Source organism: Aestuariivirga sp. (assembly GCF_965227715.1).
Lineage (GTDB): Bacteria > Pseudomonadota > Alphaproteobacteria > Rhizobiales > Aestuariivirgaceae > Aestuariivirga.
This window is the reverse complement of sequence record NZ_OZ245771.1, coordinates 3,102,394-3,117,722: the sequence shown is the minus strand read 5'-3', so window position 1 is coordinate 3,117,722 and position 15,329 is coordinate 3,102,394. Positions and strand designations below refer to the sequence as shown.

The 15,329-nt window shown below is 62.6% G+C and carries 17 protein-coding genes and 1 pseudogene; 9 read left to right on the top strand and 9 right to left on the bottom strand.

Annotated elements, in window-relative coordinates; translation table 11 throughout:
- Positions 1 to 137: 137 nt before the first annotated feature.
- The 3 genes from ACO06F_RS14825 to ACO06F_RS14815 are packed head-to-tail and all read right to left on the bottom strand — an operon-like array spanning position 138 to position 2,807.
- Positions 138 to 1,172, bottom strand: a complete 1,035-nt coding sequence (locus tag ACO06F_RS14825) for an OmpA family protein (protein WP_421693517.1) — start codon at positions 1,170 to 1,172, stop codon at positions 138 to 140.
- A gap of 16 nt (positions 1,173 to 1,188) precedes the next feature.
- A complete protein-coding gene (locus tag ACO06F_RS14820) occupies positions 1,189 to 1,968 on the bottom strand; it encodes a transporter (RefSeq protein WP_421696693.1) in 780 nt (259 codons plus the stop codon).
- A 59-nt stretch (positions 1,969 to 2,027) separates the two neighbouring features.
- On the bottom strand, positions 2,028 to 2,807 hold the full coding sequence (locus tag ACO06F_RS14815) for a hypothetical protein (protein WP_421693516.1): 780 nt from the start codon (positions 2,805 to 2,807) through the stop codon (positions 2,028 to 2,030).
- 215 nt (positions 2,808 to 3,022) lie between these two features.
- Between ACO06F_RS14815 and ACO06F_RS14810 the strand changes: the two genes are divergently transcribed.
- Positions 3,023 to 3,400, top strand: a complete 378-nt coding sequence (locus tag ACO06F_RS14810) for a hypothetical protein (RefSeq protein WP_421693515.1) — start codon at positions 3,023 to 3,025, stop codon at positions 3,398 to 3,400.
- A 180-nt stretch (positions 3,401 to 3,580) separates the two neighbouring features.
- Here the strand turns inward: ACO06F_RS14810 and ACO06F_RS14805 are convergent.
- Positions 3,581 to 4,066 (bottom strand): annotated as a pseudogene (locus ACO06F_RS14805) (ferritin-like domain-containing protein); the annotation flags it as partial.
- Between the two features lie 92 nt (positions 4,067 to 4,158).
- Positions 4,159 to 4,320, bottom strand: coding sequence for a hypothetical protein (locus ACO06F_RS14800; protein ID WP_421693514.1), 162 nt, complete (start codon positions 4,318 to 4,320; stop codon positions 4,159 to 4,161).
- 129 nt (positions 4,321 to 4,449) lie between these two features.
- On the opposite strand from ACO06F_RS14800, the gene ACO06F_RS14795 reads away from it, so the two are divergent.
- The 4 genes from ACO06F_RS14795 to ACO06F_RS14780 all read left to right on the top strand — a co-directional run bounded on the left by ACO06F_RS14795 (position 4,450) and on the right by ACO06F_RS14780 (position 10,154).
- Entirely contained in the window at positions 4,450 to 6,729 is a 2,280-nt protein-coding gene (locus ACO06F_RS14795; protein ID WP_421693513.1) for a PAS domain-containing sensor histidine kinase, read from the top strand.
- 75 nt (positions 6,730 to 6,804) lie between these two features.
- Complete coding sequence (locus ACO06F_RS14790) at positions 6,805 to 8,097, top strand: family 1 glycosylhydrolase (protein ID WP_421693512.1); 1,293 nt, start codon at positions 6,805 to 6,807, stop codon at positions 8,095 to 8,097.
- Between the two features lie 75 nt (positions 8,098 to 8,172).
- Positions 8,173 to 9,060, top strand: a complete 888-nt coding sequence (locus tag ACO06F_RS14785; RefSeq protein ID WP_421693511.1) for an NAD-dependent epimerase/dehydratase family protein — start codon at positions 8,173 to 8,175, stop codon at positions 9,058 to 9,060.
- Positions 9,060 to 10,154, top strand: a complete 1,095-nt coding sequence (locus ACO06F_RS14780; RefSeq protein ID WP_421693510.1) for a pyridoxal phosphate-dependent aminotransferase — start codon at positions 9,060 to 9,062, stop codon at positions 10,152 to 10,154. Before ACO06F_RS14785 ends, ACO06F_RS14780 begins: the two co-directional genes overlap by 1 nt.
- Before the next feature lie 96 nt (positions 10,155 to 10,250).
- Here ACO06F_RS14780 and wrbA read toward each other — a convergent pair whose 3' ends face one another.
- Both wrbA and ACO06F_RS14770 read right to left on the bottom strand, forming a co-directional pair.
- Positions 10,251 to 10,853, bottom strand: a complete 603-nt coding sequence (gene wrbA, locus ACO06F_RS14775; protein ID WP_421693509.1) for an NAD(P)H:quinone oxidoreductase — start codon at positions 10,851 to 10,853, stop codon at positions 10,251 to 10,253.
- The gene (locus ACO06F_RS14770) at positions 10,850 to 11,356 is read right to left on the bottom strand and encodes a VOC family protein (RefSeq protein WP_421693508.1); all 507 of its coding nucleotides are present in this window, start codon (positions 11,354 to 11,356) and stop codon (positions 10,850 to 10,852) included. Before ACO06F_RS14770 ends, wrbA begins: the two co-directional genes overlap by 4 nt.
- Before the next feature lie 168 nt (positions 11,357 to 11,524).
- Here ACO06F_RS14770 and upp point away from each other — a divergent pair, with 168 nt between their 5' ends.
- Complete coding sequence (upp, locus tag ACO06F_RS14765) at positions 11,525 to 12,172, top strand: uracil phosphoribosyltransferase (protein ID WP_421693507.1); 648 nt, start codon at positions 11,525 to 11,527, stop codon at positions 12,170 to 12,172.
- A 92-nt stretch (positions 12,173 to 12,264) separates the two neighbouring features.
- Positions 12,265 to 12,723 (top strand): response regulator, encoded by a 459-nt coding sequence (locus ACO06F_RS14760; protein WP_421693506.1) that lies wholly within the window; start codon positions 12,265 to 12,267, stop codon positions 12,721 to 12,723.
- A gap of 59 nt (positions 12,724 to 12,782) precedes the next feature.
- Here ACO06F_RS14760 and ACO06F_RS14755 read toward each other — a convergent pair whose 3' ends face one another.
- On the bottom strand, positions 12,783 to 12,911 hold the full coding sequence (locus tag ACO06F_RS14755; protein WP_421693505.1) for a hypothetical protein: 129 nt from the start codon (positions 12,909 to 12,911) through the stop codon (positions 12,783 to 12,785).
- Between the two features lie 251 nt (positions 12,912 to 13,162).
- Here ACO06F_RS14755 and ACO06F_RS14750 point away from each other — a divergent pair, with 251 nt between their 5' ends.
- The gene (locus ACO06F_RS14750) at positions 13,163 to 13,621 is read left to right on the top strand and encodes a c-type cytochrome (RefSeq protein WP_421693504.1); all 459 of its coding nucleotides are present in this window, start codon (positions 13,163 to 13,165) and stop codon (positions 13,619 to 13,621) included.
- Between the two features lie 132 nt (positions 13,622 to 13,753).
- A complete protein-coding gene (locus ACO06F_RS14745) occupies positions 13,754 to 14,536 on the top strand; it encodes a c-type cytochrome (RefSeq protein ID WP_421693503.1) in 783 nt (260 codons plus the stop codon).
- Between the two features lie 68 nt (positions 14,537 to 14,604).
- On the opposite strand, the gene ACO06F_RS14740 is transcribed toward ACO06F_RS14745, so the two are convergent.
- A complete protein-coding gene (locus ACO06F_RS14740; RefSeq protein ID WP_421693502.1) occupies positions 14,605 to 15,309 on the bottom strand; it encodes an alpha/beta fold hydrolase in 705 nt (234 codons plus the stop codon).
- Positions 15,310 to 15,329 lie beyond the last annotated feature (20 nt).

The following is a 15,329-nucleotide window of genomic DNA, read 5'->3' as shown; positions in this document are numbered from 1 at the left end:
TCTGATCGGCCCGTTGCGCGGGAGGGTGACCCAACTCTTCATCAATTGCAATATTTACTTCAGGTGCAGAAATATCGTGCAGTGCAAACGAAAACGGCCCCGCGGTGGGGCCGTCATCAGATGGGAAGACGGCCGGTTTAGCGGTCTGTCCGCTCCAGCTCCACCCGGCGGTTGAGTGCGCGGCCCTGCAGCGTGTTGTTGGGGCCGACCGGATTGGAAGCGCCAGCACCTGCGGTCTGCAGTCGCGCGGGGTTGACACCGCGCTTCACCAGCGCCGCCTTGAGCGAGTCCGCACGCGCCTGGGAAAGCTTCTTGTTATAGGCTGGATCGCCGATCGAGTCGGTATAACCGGTGATGCGCAGCGTCCACAGCGGGTTGTTCTGGAGCGTCGTTACCATGTCGTTGATCAGCGGCTGGGACTCGGCCCGGATCGACGCCTTGTCGAAATCGAAGTGGATGCCATACGTCCGGTATTTGCCGACGGTCGCCAGCGCCTGCTGCATCTCGCCCTGAAGGGCCGCACCCGGAACCGCGCGCACCACGCGCTCTGTGCGCGGCACGGCCTCGCCCGAGAAGTTGATTGAATACTCGAGAAGGACAGGGTTGTTCTTGTTGTTGAGGAAGGTGAATGTGCCGGAGGCCGATTTCGAGCGGCCCTTGAACTGGCCCGTGGCGGTGATGGCCGGAACCTGCACCACCTGGTTTCCCAGCTGCACTTCGAACTTGGCGTTGGCGTTGACCAGCTGGAACGCGCCGCTCACCTGGTTCAGCGCCGCGTCATAGATGATGGAAGACGGCGCACTTCCCGTGGTGCGCAGCTGTTCGAGAACGGCGGCGGAGGTGCCGAGTGTCGTCGTATTTGGCATCACCAGCGGCATCTTGGAGTTATAGCCCAGCACCAGCGTCTGGGCGGTGTAGCGGTCCTGCAGCATGATGCGCCGCACCGCGCGCATGCCGCGCGAGCTCGAATAATTGATATCGAACGATTGCGGTCCGACCTTGGCGAAGGTCATCCAGGATTCGGCATCGGGGCCATAGGCGTTGGACCATGCCGTGGTGATGGTTCCACCCTCATTGGGCATGAAAGGGCCCATGCCCTGCTGGGCATGGGCAGTGCCCAGCCCCAGGGCGAGAAGGCCGGCGGCAAAGGCAGCAGTGATCAATCGGCGCATGTCGGGATAATCCTGGTTACGTTTTGGGGAAGAGGAATGTCAGGCCGAAGCGTGCGCCCCAGCCCGTCGGGCCCTGTTCATCCGGTGAGACGGCCCAGTAGCGAACGCCACCGAAGAGGCTGATCGGCTGCTTGTCGAAGGTGAGGAGCTTGGCCACGGTGGCGTTGATCGGCACCGACCATTCTTCGGTGATCCAGTTGTAAGTGGATTCCGTGTTGAGGGTGAAGGTCCATGCATCCTTCGTCGTGTAGGAGAGGAAGGGCTGGAAATAGCTCTGGTTGATATCCGCATCGCCTGAAGCACCTGCGAAGGACCATATCTGATTGGCGAGAATGCCCATGGTCCAGGGGCCGCCCTGCCAAAGCGCCACACCCGTGGGGCCAGCACCCCATTTCTGAGGCCCGAGAAGGGAATCGGATGCGGTGGGCAGGTAGAAGATCGGTCCCACACCCCAGATGAGGCCATTGACCGGCTGGCTCGGCGAGAAGAATAGACTCTGCTGAGTGTTGCCAACGCCGAACTGCGAGCCGGCGCCGGGGAAGATGTCATCCTGGGTGATCACCGGCAGGATGGTGCGGGAGATCAGGTTCCAGTCCTTGTTGAGGGTGAAGGGAATGACGGGCTGCACATTGATGTAAGTTTGGTTGCCGTCCTCGGCGGGCCCCAGTCCACTGTTGTAATTCCCCTGGAACGGAACGCTGATCAGATCCGCCACCGGATTGGCAAGCTGCTTGGCCAGTTCGACGGATTGCTCCTGCGCGTCGGCGGTGGCAGTGATCAGGCATACGAGGGACATTGCAAGAATGAGACGCTTCAAAGTTGAACCTCCCTGTTCACATCGCGCTCATCACCGACTCAGAATTGGAATGCCGCGGCGAAGACCGGCCCCTGCTGGACCGTGTCGTAAACGAAGCCGTTGTCGCTGTAGTCGACGCTCACCGCGCGGTATCCCGCAAAAAGCGAGAACGTATCGTTGAATTTGTAGCCCGCGCCCGCCATCAGATCCCACATCAGGTCGGAGCCGACACCGAAGCCGCCGATCATCGCCCAGCTGGTGGAATAGATGCGGGGCGTGAGGTCGATCCTCAGCTTGACGCCGGCCAGCGGGTCAACCCAGGTGGCGCCGTCGGAATTGGAGCGGCCGCCGAACAGCCCGCCCTTCACGTCGAAATCATTGTTGACCGACCACAGCCGGCCACCCACCACGCCGTCCACGCGCACGGCATCCGTCTCGAACAGGGCATAGCCTGCAAGCCCGGTCACCATCCAGTTGGTGGCGGTCACATCCACCTTCTGCGCCAGAATACCCCTGGGCGTCGGGATCGACGCGCTGAGCTGGGTATAGGTCATGTCGGCGCCAAGCATGAAGCGCCCCTTGCGCGCCTCGCCGATGCCCATCACCGCGCCATCGAGATTCTCGAGCAGATCCTTGAAGGTAAGGTTCACGTCTTGCGGCGGCAGACCGAAGACGCCCACCTGCCCATCAAGCCCGGAGCCCCAGAGATAGCCGGCGGCAACGAATTTCCAATCGCTGGTATCGGGTGGCGGCGCAATGTCGGCCGCATGGCCCGCAGCTGGCAGCGCAACGGCCAGCAGACACGCAAGGCCCAGTGACGTGTGCAACCTTGAATTCATGGCGGTACCTCCCCTGTTGCCCGAATCCTATACACAACCACTCGCGCCGCAAAAGTGTATTTGAGGACAATCTCTGCGACACCCCTTCTATTCCTTGGGTGGTGCAACATCCCTGCAACACCCGAAAGTAGGGGCGCCGGTACACGATTCTGTTGGATGAACCCGCAACGCAGGCGTGCTATGACGTGGCAGACAGTTAATTATGGAGCTTCGTCATGTCCTTCCGCCTCGTTACCACGCTCATTGCAATCGCATTCATCGCGACCACCGCGATTGAGCCCGCGCTCGCCCGTGGGGGCGGCGGTGGGGGCGGAGGTGGTGGCGGCGGCGGTCAGGGCGGCGGCGGAGGGGGCCGTGGTGACGGCGGTGGTGGCGGCCATGACAACAGCGGGCATGGCGGAAGCGGCGGCGGGTTCCGTCCGGGCGCCGGCGGGTGGCGCGGGCCGGACATGTCGCTCCAGTCAGACCGTGACCTTCTGGACAGGGCCCGGCACGACTGCAACGGCCCGCAATATCCAAGCGGCGCCACGGCGCAGATCAACTGGGCCGGCAACACCTATAATTGCTTCGAGCCGGGAAGCGAGAGACACTAAGGAAAAGCCCGGTCCCGCCGCATGGGCTGGACCGGGCTGTTGTTCTCGTCTGAGGTTGATGCGTTAGGCGTCAGCCTCGGCGCCACTGTCGGATGCTGTATCCTCAGCGTTGGCGTTCGCACCCTGGCTCTTGCTGCCGCGGCTCCTGGCAGGCGCAGCGCCCTTGCTGGCGGCTGGCTTCCGCGCCGTCTGGTTGGCCTGCTCGGCAATGGCCGTCAGAAGTTCATCCGTCTGGGATTCTTCCTTCAGCGTGCGGTCAAGAAGTGCCACCGCATTTCGCTTGCCCAGCATTTCGGCCCAGCGCTTCAGCGTGCCGTAACGCGTGATTTCGTAATGCTCCACCGCCTGGGCTGATGAAATGAGCCCGGCATCAAGCGCTGCCGTGCCCTTGAACGACTTCATGATCTCGTCGCCCTCGGCAAGAATGCCTTCGATGGCTTCGCACTTTTTGCCACGCGCCGGCTGGCCAAAGATTTCGAACACCTGTTCGAGGCGCTCCACCTGGTCTTCGGTCTGGGCGAGATGCTTCTCGAAGCCCCTCTTGAGCTTCGGGCTCTCTGCGCCCTTCGCCATCTTGGGCAATGCTTTCAGAATGCGCTTCTCGGCATAGTAAATATCCTTCAGCGTATCGATGAACAGATCTTCGAGCGTCTTCTCTTTGGCCATGGGCTAATCCTCCGGTGGAATGTGACGTCGCGTGCTGCAACGTGAACCCCGCAAGCCGGTTCCGTGCGAAGAGCAGCTCGCCTTCGTTATTTTCACGAATGCAGGAAGGCACCCGCTGCGAGCGGTCCCCAGATCTGCGCGAGGATCAGCAAGAAGACAACGACATCGGGCGGGCCGAATGTGGGGCCGCTCAAAGCAGTGCCGCGCTGCTGGGCCGCAAGATTGCCGGTGTGGCTGTGTCCAAGGTCGGTCATGTCAGTCCTCCATTGAAAGTAAATTTCGAACCGCAATACTTTGCAAAAAGTTCCAGGGCAGCCCTGCAGGAACCAGGAAGAACCTTTTTGCGTTCTGTGCAAATCGGGGCAAATGCTGAGAGGCCATGAATGGCAGCGGAACGTGCCCCCTGGCCGAATGGCGGGGGCAGGATGGGGGAGCTTATCCGCCAGCACGACTGGGCTTCAACGGCGCTCGGTCCAGTAGAACTTTGGCAGGATGGGTTGCGCACCGCGGCCGGCATCATGCTGGGCACTCGCCACCCGGCATCGATCACCTGGGGCGAGGAGCAGATTTTTCTCTATAATGACGGGTGCGCCTCGCTTCTGGGGCCTGAAAAACACCCCGCCATTCTCGGATGTCCCGCGGCCCAGGCCTGGCCTGAGTCACACCACCTTGTCGAAGCTGAAATGCGCGGCATCATGGAGGGCGGCGGCAGCATATGGCATGAAAATCGCCTGATCCCGATCCGCCGCTACGGTGCCGTGGAGGATGCCTGGTGGACCTACAGCCGCAGCCCCATACATGATGCACGCGCCCGTTCCGGCGTGGGCGGCGTGCTGACGCTCCTGACCGAGACGACCAAGCCAATGCTTGCCAAGCGGGACAGCGATGCCCGCTTCCGCGCACTCTTCGAGCAGTCCCCTCTCATGGTGCATGTCTTCGATACATCGGGGCAGACGATCGCCGTCAATCCGGCACTGGAACGTAACTTTGGGGTCTCCGCCGAAGCGATGCGCCAATATAATATATTCCACGATCCGCATTTCAAGGTGGAGCCGGCACGCTCCCTCGTCAATCGTGCCTTCGCCGGCAAGGTGCTCCACACCCCGCCGCTCCGCCACAACGCCTCCTTCACGGTGGATGGCGGCCGCAGCCTCTGGGTGGAGGCCACCACCTATCCGGTGAAGGACGAGGCAGGCCAGATTCGCGAAGTCGTGATGCTGGCTCAGGATGTGACGGCCCGCGTCGAGGCCCAAACCGCCCTCAGCGATTCCGAAGCCCGTTTCCGCATTGCGCGGGAGGCAGCCCAGCTCGGCATCTTCGATTATGATTTCAGCACTGGCATCTGCCTATGGGACCAGCGCATCCGGGAGCTCTGGGGTGCCTCCGCGGATGAGGCCATCAGCGACACCGTGTTCATGAACGCCATCCACCCGGATGACCGGGAAGCGGTCACGCAAGCGCTGGCGCGCGCGGTGGATCCCGCGGGCACGGGCGACTACCGCGCCGAATACCGGGTGATCCACCGGCAAACCGGCGTCACCCGCTGGTTGATGGCGGCGGGCCGCGCTTTCTTTGTGCGCGGGCGGCCGTCGCGTCTGGTCGGAACCGTGCAGGACATCAGCGATCGGCGGCGCTATGAGGATGCCCTGCGCGAAAGCGAAGAGCGCCTGCAGATTGGCCTCTCCGCCGCGCAGCTGGGCCACTGGAGCTGGGATGCAGGAACCGACAGCATCAGCTTCTCGAAGCAGGCCTGCGCCATCTTCGGCATCCCCACCGGTCAAGAGATCACCTGGCAAAGCCTCCAGTCGCTGCTTCATCCCGATGATGTGCAGCGTGCCGTCAGGGCCGTGAAGGCCTCACTTGCAAGTGGCGCCGATTACCGGATCGAATACCGAATCCTGCGGCCGGATGGCGCGAGGCTTTGGGTCTCGGCCCTGGGCCGCCCCATCTATGGCGCGGGCGGCATGCCGCCCGGCATGATCGGCGTGATCCAGGACATCACCGAGCGGAAGCGCGCCGAAGAACAGATTCGCCTGCTGATGGCGGAGGTCAATCACCGCTCAAAAAATCTTTTGGCCGTCGTGCAGTCGATCGCGCATCAAACCTCCGCCCGGGGCTCGCCGCGCGCCTTTGCGCACCGTTTCAGCGAGCGGCTGCAAGGTCTCGCCGCCAGCCATGATCTCCTGGTCGGCAATGCCTGGCAGGGGGTTGATCTCTCTGATCTGGTTCAGTCCCAGCTTGCCCATTTCCGGGATCTGGTCCGCCACCGCATTCACTTCAAGGGGCCCAGCCTGCAGCTCCGCCCCGCAGCCGCGCAGGCGCTCGGCATGGCGCTTCATGAGCTGACCACCAATGCCGGCAAATATGGCTCTCTCTCCAGCACCGAGGGCCAGGTCGCCATCCATTGGGCAACCGGGGAAGCAGGCGGCCAGCAGCGCTTCACCATGGAATGGCGGGAGCTCGGCGGCCCTCCCGTCGTAAGCCCCATTGCCAGTGGTTTTGGCAGCAAGCTCATTTCGCATATGACGGAGATCGCACTTCAGGGCAGTGCGCGGCTCGATTACCCGCCGGACGGCGTCGTCTGGACGCTTGATGCGCCGCTGGACAGCGTCACGCCGCGGGCTGACGAAGATGCCGTCTGGCCCGTATCTCAAAGCTATTGACGAAACAATCCGGGGCCCCCGGCGTTTCCCCGCGGGGGCACTCAAGAGGGAGGACTGCGCGCCATCACCACATTCATGTTCTGTACCGGTATCGAGAATTCGAATCCTACCATCAACCATGGCCGGACCCGCGTGGACCAGATGGAAAGCTGCCACTTCTATGAGCGCTGGCGCGAAGATTTCGCCATCGTCAAGGATATGGGGATCGGCTTTCTGCGCTTTGGGCCCCCCATTCATCGCACGCTGCTGGGCCCCGGCCGCTATGACTGGAGCTTCGCCGATGAAACCTTTGCCGAAATCCGCCGGCTCAAGCTCGTTCCGATCGTCGATCTCTGTCATTTCGGCGTCCCCGACTGGCTCGGCAATTTCCAAAACCCGGATTTTCCGGAGCAGTTCGAAGCCTATGCGCTGGCCTTCGCCAAGCGCTTTCCCTGGGTGCAGCTTTATACGCCGGTGAATGAAATGTTCATCTGCGCCACCTTCTCCGCCCGCAATGGCTGGTGGAACGAGCAGGAAACGTCCGACACATCCTATGTCACCGCCATCAAGCACATCGTGAAGGCCAATGTGCTTGCCATGCAGGCGATCCTCACAGTCAGGCCCGATGCGATCTTCATCCAGTCCGAATCTTCGGAATATTTTCATGCCGAGAACCCGGCGGCGATCGGCCCCGCCGAGCATCTGAACTCGCTCCGCTTCCTGCCGCTCGATCTCAATTACGGCCGCCGGGTGGACAGTGAGGTCTATGAATTCCTTCTCGACAATGGCATGTCGCGCGAGGAATACCGCTTCTTCCTTGTCCACCGCCTGAAGCAGCATTGCATCATGGGCAACGATTATTATGAGACCAACGAGCACCGCGTCTGCGCCGATGGCACGATCCGCCCGGCTGGCGAAGTCTTCGGCTATGACGAGATCACCCGCCAGTATTTCGACCGTTACCGGCTTCCTGTCATGCACACCGAAACCAACCACAATGAAGGGCCTTCCGGCCAGGAGGCGGTGAACTGGCTGTGGAAGGAATGGGCCAATGTGCTGCGCGTGCGCAACAACGGCGTCCCCATCGTCGGCTTCACCTGGTACAGCCTGACGGACCAGGTGGACTGGGACACGACGCTGCGCGAGACAAACGGCCGCGTCAATCCGCTGGGCCTGTTTGATCTGGACCGCAAAATCCGCAATGTGGGTGTTGCCTACCGCCAGCTGATCCAGGACTGGCGCAACGTGCTGCCAACCCAAAGCCTGTGCCTCACCGTGCCGGTCGTCATGCCGGGCGAAGCAGGAGACGTGCACGCCGAAACCCAGATCGACCGCGCGCGTGAAATCGCCCACAGCGAAGATGCCCAGCCCTCCACCCAGGCTAGCTGACGAAGCCGGCCGGCAGCCCTTGCCAGCCCTCCCCGCCTCTCCTAACAGACAGGGATCAACGGATGGGAGGCATCAATGGCAAAGCGCATCGTGTTCACCGGCGGCTCGGGCAAGGCTGGAAAGCACGTCGTGCCCTGGCTCAAGGCCAAGGGCTATGACATTCTGAATCTGGACCTGAAACCGCTCGATTGTCCGGGTGTCAACACGCTGATCACCGATGTGACCGATTCAGGCCAGGTGTTCAACGCCCTCACCATGCATCATGGTTTTGAAGGCTATGACCGGGGCAAGCCCCCCTCCGCACCGGATGCCGTCGTTCACTTCGCCGCGGTGCCCCGCGTGCTGATCACGCCGGACAACACCACCTTCGCCATCAACACCATTTCCACCTACAACGTCATCGAAGCGGCAATGAAGCTGGGCGTGCGCAAGGTCATCATCGCCTCGAGCGAGACCACCTATGGCGTCTGCTTCGCGGAAGGCGACAAGGACTATCATCACTTCCCGCTGGAAGAAGACTATGACATCGACCCGATGGATTCCTACGGCCTGTCGAAGGTGGTCAACGAGAAGACGGCCAAAGCCTTCGCCATGCGCTATGGCGCGGACATCTATGCGCTGCGCATCGGCAATGTGATCGAGCCCCATGAATATCCGATGTTCCGGGGCTTCCTCGAAAACCCGATGACCCGCAAGCGCAATGCCTGGAGCTACATTGACGCGCGCGACCTGGGCCAGATCGTCCATCTCTGCATCGAGAAGGACGGACTCGGTTTCCAGGTGTTCAACGCGGTCAATGACACCATCACCACCAAGGAATCCACCGCCGAATTCCTGAAGAAGCACGCGCCGCAAATTCCGCTGAAGCGCGCGATGGTGGGGAACGAAGCCCCGCTCTCCAACGCCAAGATCCGCAATGTGCTGGGCTTCCGCGAGGAGCATGACTGGCGGAAATACGTCTGATGCCGCTGCCCTTCACGCCGCTGGTGGAGCGTCTCCCCTCCTCCGTCCCCTTTGTGGGGCCAGAGGCCCTTGAGCGCCGCACCGGCACAAAGTTTCGCGCCCGCATCGGTGCCAATGAAAGCGTCTTTGGCCCCTCGCCCAAGGTGGTCGCGGCCATTGCTGCTGCGGCGGCGGAGAGCTGGCAATATTGCGACCCGGAAAATCACGAGATCCGTGCGGCGCTCGCCGCGCATCTGGGCATAGCACCTGGAAACGTGATGGTGGGTGAAGGGATCGACGGGCTCTTCGGCCTCGCGGTTCGCCTCTTCGTGGAGCCCGGCGTGAAGGTGGCAACGTCCCTCGGCGCCTATCCCACCTTCAATTTCCATGTTCATGGCTTTGGCGGCCAGCTCGTCACCACGCCCTATGTGGATGACCGGGAGGACCTGTCCTCCCTGCTCGATCTTGCAAGGCGTGAGGGTGCCCGCCTCATCTACTTCGCCAATCCGGACAATCCGATGGGCAGCTGGTGGAAGGCGGGCGCCGTCGAAGGGATGATCGCAGACCTGCCCGAGGGCACGCTCCTCATGCTGGATGAGGCCTATGGCGAATTCGCACCAGAGGGCACGCTTCCGCCGCTTGCTGTGGAAAATCCCAATGTGCTGCGCTTCCGCACCTTCTCCAAAGCCTATGGCCTGGCGGGGCTCCGCCTCGGCTATTGCGTGGGCCACGCCGATCTGATCCGCGCCTTTGACAAGGTGCGAAACCACTTCGGCGTCACGAGGATCGGGCAGATAGCGGGAATCGCGGCGCTGGCGGATCAGGCGCATCTCCGGAATGTGGTGCGCAAAGTCATTGCGGCGCGCGAAAGTATCAGTGCCATCGCCCGCGCCAACGGCCTCACGCTCTTGCCTTCCGCCACAAATTTCGTGACCGTCGATCTGGGCCAGGACGGTGCCTATGCGAAGCGCGTGTTAGACCATCTCGCCGCCGCCGGCATCTTCGTGCGCATGCCAGGTGTAGCACCCCTGAACCGCTGCATCCGCATCACGGCGGGAACCGAGGAGGACCTCGCATTGCTGGCGGAGGAGTTGCCGAAAGCGCTCCGGGGATAAGCGACACTCCTCTCCCCACCCTCACCCAAGCCCGGCACAAAAAAATCGCCGGATCAAGTCCGGCGATCGTGGAAGGTGGAAATGGCAGCGCGGGAGTTACTTCCCCGCCAGCTTCGCGGCGATTTCCGCCACATGCTTGCCCTGATAGCGCGCGCCATCCAGCTCATGCTGGGCGGGCTGGCGGCTGCCGTCGGAATTGGTCACGGTCGAGGCGCCATAGGGCGAACCGCCGCGGATCTCGTCCACGCCCGACTGCCCGGCCCAGGTATAGGGCAGGCCGACCACGACCATGCCGTGGTGCAGCATGGTGGGAATGAAGCCGAGAAGGGTCGACTCCTGGCCGCCATGCTGCGTGGCGGAGGATGTCATAGCGGACCCCACCTTGCCCATCAGCGCCTGCTTGGCCCAGAGGCCGCCCGTCTGGTCGATGAAGTTCCGCATCTGCGAGGCCATGGTGCCATAACGCGTGCCGCAGCCGAAGATGATCGCATCATAGTCGGCGAGTTCTTCCGGCTTGGCGATCGGCGCCTTCTGGTCCAGCTTGTACCAGGCGGCCTTGGCCACGTCCTCCGGAACGAGCTCGGGCACGCGCTTCACGTGAACCTCCGCGCCCGCTTCCTTGGCGCCCTCGGCAGCGGCATAGGCCATCTGCTCCATGTGGCCCCAGGCGGAGTAGTAAAGCACCAGAACTTTCGTCATGCAGTTTCCTTTTCTTGCTTGGTGTTGATCAGGTCGTTGAGGTCCAGCCGGGCCGTGCCCATGGCGACGCTGCCATCGGGGTTACGCGGCCACTGCGCTTCCGGTTTGTCCCAGTAGAGTTCAATGCCGTTCATGTCAGGGTCATGAAGGTACAGCGCCTCGGACACGCCATGGTCCGCCGCGCCATCAAGCTGCACGTTGTTGGCGGCAAGCCGCTTCAGCGCGTCAGCAAGGTCCGCGCGGGTGGGATAGAGGATCGCCACATGATAAAGCCCCGTCGTTCCAGGGGGCGGCGGGGAGCCGCCGGCACTTTCCCAGGTGTTGAGGCCAATGTGATGATGATAACCCCCGGCGGAAACGAAGGCCGCCTGGCGGCCATACATCTGCTGCAGCTCGAAGCCCAGCACCCCGCAATAGAAGTCCAGCGCCCGCTTGAGGTCAGCCACCTTCAAATGCACATGGCCGATGCGCGTACCGGCCGGAATGGGGGTATTTGCGGTCATCACCGGTCTCCTTTCTGTAACGAGAAGCGTTACGGATATAAGCAGGCCGCGTCCCGGTTGCAAGCGCCCATTTCGATCCCGCGCGCAAAACCGTGGATGAGCGGCGCACCCGCTTGTATTCGGGCCGCGCTTTGCCCAAAACGGGGTCCACTCGAGAGGAGACCTGCCATGGCCGAAGACCAACTTCCCAAATCGCTCGTCGTGGTCGATCACCCCCTGGTTCTCCACAAGCTGTCCCTGATGCGGGACAAGAACACGCCCTCCGCCGTGTTCCGCCAGCTCCTGCGCGAAATCAGCCTGCTCCTCGCCTATGAGGTGACGCGCAACCTGCCGATGACCACGCAATCGATCGAAACGCCCCTCACCGCCATGGACGCGCCCATCCTCAAGGGCAAGAAGCTGGTCATCGTATCGATCCTCCGCGCCGGCAACGGCCTGCTCGAAGGCATGCTGGACCTGCTGCCCTCAGCCCGCATCGGCCACATCGGGCTCTATCGCGATCCGGTCACGCTGCAGCCCGTTGAATATTACTTCAAGGTCCCGTCTGACATCGATGAGCGCCCGGTCATCGTGGTGGACCCGATGCTGGCCACTGGCAATTCCATCGCCTATGCCATCAAGCGCCTGAAGGAGAAGGGTGCGAAGGATGTGCGCCTGGTCTGCCTGCTCTCGGCGCCGGAAGGAATCCGCCGGGTGGCGGCCGAACACCCGGACGTGCCCATCTACACGGCAGCCGTCGACAGCCACCTCAATGACCACGGCTATATCGTGCCGGGCCTGGGCGACGCGGGCGACCGCATGTTCGGCACCAAGTGAAAATTTACCTTAAGATCGTTAAACCCGTACACCTCACCAATTGAAAACCATTGGCCGTTAACCTCGATTCTCAACGAAACAGGTCAGGACGGATGATGGCAGAGCCGGCGGTGTTGAGCACGAGCGTCGAGCGCAAATCCTTGAAGCTCAGCGCCCGCCATGGCGGCCGCCCGCGGCTTCTGCTGGCGGAGGATTGTGACCCGGTGCGCATCGTCACCGCCGCCATGCTCAAGGGCATGGGCTGTGACGTGGAAGCGGTGGTCCATGGCGAGCAGGCGGTGAAATGCGCCTCCGAAGCCGAATTCGACGTGATTGTGCTGGATATCGAAATGCCGATCATGGACGGCATCACCGCCGCCCGCTCGATCCGCAGCATGGGCGGCCACATCGCGGCAACGCCTCTCATGGCGCTCTCCGCCTTCCTGGCGGATTCGGTGCGGAACGGCGAATGGCAGGACACATTCGATATCGCGCTTCCTAAGCCCGCCAACCGCAATGAACTGCATGAGGCCGTCAAGGCCGCCCTCGCGCGCTGCAGAACCCTCGCCTGAGAACGCGAAAGGGCGGGGATGATCCCGCCCTCTTCCGCCTCAAGCCTTTTTGACCGGGTTCAGCCGGCTGCGGGCTTCGCCTCCAGCGACTTCAGCATGTGAAGCACTTCGCGGAGTTCCGGGCTCAGGATCTCCTTGCGCTTGCGCAGCTGCGGCGCCTGCTGTTGCTGTACGTCCTCGGTCGGCATGTCAGTCTCCCTCGTCTCTTGTCTGCCGGCGTTCATTTTCGGTCCCCGGGCCTTAACGGCGCACTAATATCTGATGCAGCGCAGCATGAAATCCGCATGCGGCGGCCACAGGGCCTGATCCGGGCCGTTTTGCGGCAGCGTGAACAAAGACTTAGCAGCGCCTTCGCAAACACCGATTTGTGATGGAATAAGTCGAAGGGACCGGGCGTACTATGATATCGATCACACAACCTATCGGAGGACGAGCGCACATGATGTCAAAGACGGTTCTGGGACTTTTCACGGCCGGGGTTCTGGCCCTGGGCCTCTCCTCCGCGGCAATGGCGGACGCCAAGGCAGCCATTGAAGCGCGTGAGGCCTGCATGAAGGCCAATGGCGCCATGATGAAGGTGATGGTGCCCGTCCTCAAGGGCCAGGCCGCCTATGACAAGGCCGCCATTGATGCCGCCGTGGCCGGTGCCGAAAAGGCCTGCGCCGGCTGGGCGGATTGGTGGGGCGAGGATACCAAGCCCGGCGGTGCCTTGAAAACCGAAGCAAAGCTCGAAATCTGGACGGATAAGGAAGGCTTTGCCGCCGCAGGAGAGGCCTATGTGAAGGCCATCACGGCGGTCAAGGCCACGGCGGACGAAGCCTCCTTCAAGGCGGCCTTCCCCGCACTCGGCAAGTCCTGCCAGGGCTGCCACGAGAAATTCCGCCAGGCCGAGGATTGATCCCTGCGGATCTTCTCCCGGAAAACACTGATTGCCCTGGCGCTGCTCGCGGCGCTGGGGCTTCTGGCGTTCTGGGTCCTCAGCACGCCGAAGCCGCTAACGGCTGCCGATATTCCGCAGCACACGCCCAATGTGGCCAATGGCGAACTGCTCTACCACGCGGCCGGCTGCATCTCCTGCCACCAGCCATCGCCTGATCTGAAAACGGTGGACGCAGCCATCCCAGCCGGGGGTGCCCCCCTCCAGACGCCGATTGGTGTCCTCTATCCGATCAATCTCACACCCGACCCTGAAACCGGCATCGGCGGCTGGACGGATCTGCAGTTCCTCAATGCCGTCCAGCGCGGCATCTCGCCCGAGGGCGAAAACCTCGTGCCGGCGCTGCCCTACACGTCCTACGCCCATATGAAACCGGAAGACGTGCTGGACATCCGCGCCTATCTGGCAACGCTTGCCCCCGTGAAATCGCCTGAGCGTGCGGCAGATATTCCGGCTGAACCGCTGATCCGCCGCGGCATCGGCCTGTGGAAATGGGTGGGCTTCCACCCCACACCGTGGACACCCGATCCCGCCCAGTCCGAAAGCTGGAACCGCGGCTCCTATCTGGTGAACGGCCCGGGCCACTGCCAGGAATGCCACACCCCGCGCAACATCTTCATGGCGCTGGACAGCTCAAAGGCCTTCGCCGGCGGCCCCCACCCGGAAGGCAAGGGCCGGGTGCCCAGCCTCCTGGGCCTGATCGAGCGCGGCCGCTACACCGACGCCGCTGACATCGCTTCCGCCCTGCAATATGGCGAGGTGATGGGCTATGACAAACTCTCCTCCGGCGGCATGGGTCAGGTCCAGCGCAACATCTCGATGCTGCCCGAAACAGACATCAAGGCGATTGCCGATTATATCGCGAGCCTGAAGTAGAACACCTGGACTTTCCCGTTCTCCAATCGCGTCGCGTCGGGAGAAGGGAAAGCAAGGGTAACCTCCCGTCACACCACCGGCGAAAGCCCCACATCCTCCATCCAGTGGTCGATCGCCGCGGCGGTCTCGTCGGGATATTCGATCGTCGGGAAATGGCCGCAATCGGCCAGCTCCACATAGCGGCCATTGGGGATGGCGGCGGACATGCGAAGCCCATCCGCGGCGGCAGCGAACTTGTCATGCACGCCCCAAAGCATCAGCGCCGGGCATTTGATCTCGGAAAGCCGCGGCCGCAAATCCTCGCGCTTGGCCAGCGCATCGGACTGGCGGGTCATGAGGTCCACACCCTGCGTTTCGCACATGTCGATGAAGGCCTGGCGCGCTGCGGCACCATGGGGCCCCTCCATATGGGCGATCATGTCGGCCATTTCGGCCACCACCTGATCCGCCTCGCCGCCGCGCAGCCGCTCGGAGCGCCGCCAGCCGGCGCGGGGGTCTGCCACGGGGCCGGGCCCGGAGCCGATCACCACCAACCCGCGCACCCGCTCAGGGGCGGCAAGCGTTGTCTCAAGTGCCACGCGCCCACCGAAGGAGGTACCGAGGACCACGAATTTCTCAGGTGCCTGGGCCAGCACCTGCTCCACGCAATGGGCCATGTTGTCCCCATCGGCGATGATGGTGGAACTCAGCACGTTGGAAGGAAGAAGCGGCGCGATTTCGGCATAAAGCCGTTCATCGCAGCCGAAGGCGGGGATCATCACGAGATTTGTCATGGGGCCCATTCTGCAACGGC

Bases quoted from the DNA above. Each gene is read 5' to 3' on its own strand.
- ACO06F_RS14825 (WP_421693517.1), bottom strand. From the start codon at position 1,172: ATGCGCCGATTGATCACTGCTGCCTTTGCCGCCGGCCTTCTCGCCCTG.
- ACO06F_RS14820 (WP_421696693.1), bottom strand. From the start codon at position 1,968: ATGTCCCTCGTATGCCTGATCACTGCCACCGCCGACGCGCAGGAGCAA.
- ACO06F_RS14815 (WP_421693516.1), bottom strand. From the start codon at position 2,807: ATGAATTCAAGGTTGCACACGTCACTGGGCCTTGCGTGTCTGCTGGCC.
- ACO06F_RS14810 (WP_421693515.1), top strand. From the start codon at position 3,023: ATGTCCTTCCGCCTCGTTACCACGCTCATTGCAATCGCATTCATCGCG.
- ACO06F_RS14800 (WP_421693514.1), bottom strand. From the start codon at position 4,320: ATGACCGACCTTGGACACAGCCACACCGGCAATCTTGCGGCCCAGCAG.
- ACO06F_RS14795 (WP_421693513.1), top strand. From the start codon at position 4,450: ATGGCAGCGGAACGTGCCCCCTGGCCGAATGGCGGGGGCAGGATGGGG.
- ACO06F_RS14790 (WP_421693512.1), top strand. From the start codon at position 6,805: ATGTTCTGTACCGGTATCGAGAATTCGAATCCTACCATCAACCATGGC.
- ACO06F_RS14785 (WP_421693511.1), top strand. From the start codon at position 8,173: ATGGCAAAGCGCATCGTGTTCACCGGCGGCTCGGGCAAGGCTGGAAAG.
- ACO06F_RS14780 (WP_421693510.1), top strand. From the start codon at position 9,060: ATGCCGCTGCCCTTCACGCCGCTGGTGGAGCGTCTCCCCTCCTCCGTC.
- wrbA (WP_421693509.1), bottom strand. From the start codon at position 10,853: ATGACGAAAGTTCTGGTGCTTTACTACTCCGCCTGGGGCCACATGGAG.
- ACO06F_RS14770 (WP_421693508.1), bottom strand. From the start codon at position 11,356: ATGACCGCAAATACCCCCATTCCGGCCGGTACGCGCATCGGCCATGTG.
- upp (WP_421693507.1), top strand. From the start codon at position 11,525: ATGGCCGAAGACCAACTTCCCAAATCGCTCGTCGTGGTCGATCACCCC.
- ACO06F_RS14760 (WP_421693506.1), top strand. From the start codon at position 12,265: ATGATGGCAGAGCCGGCGGTGTTGAGCACGAGCGTCGAGCGCAAATCC.
- ACO06F_RS14755 (WP_421693505.1), bottom strand. From the start codon at position 12,911: ATGCCGACCGAGGACGTACAGCAACAGCAGGCGCCGCAGCTGCGCAAG.
- ACO06F_RS14750 (WP_421693504.1), top strand. From the start codon at position 13,163: ATGATGTCAAAGACGGTTCTGGGACTTTTCACGGCCGGGGTTCTGGCC.
- ACO06F_RS14740 (WP_421693502.1), bottom strand. From the start codon at position 15,309: ATGACAAATCTCGTGATGATCCCCGCCTTCGGCTGCGATGAACGGCTT.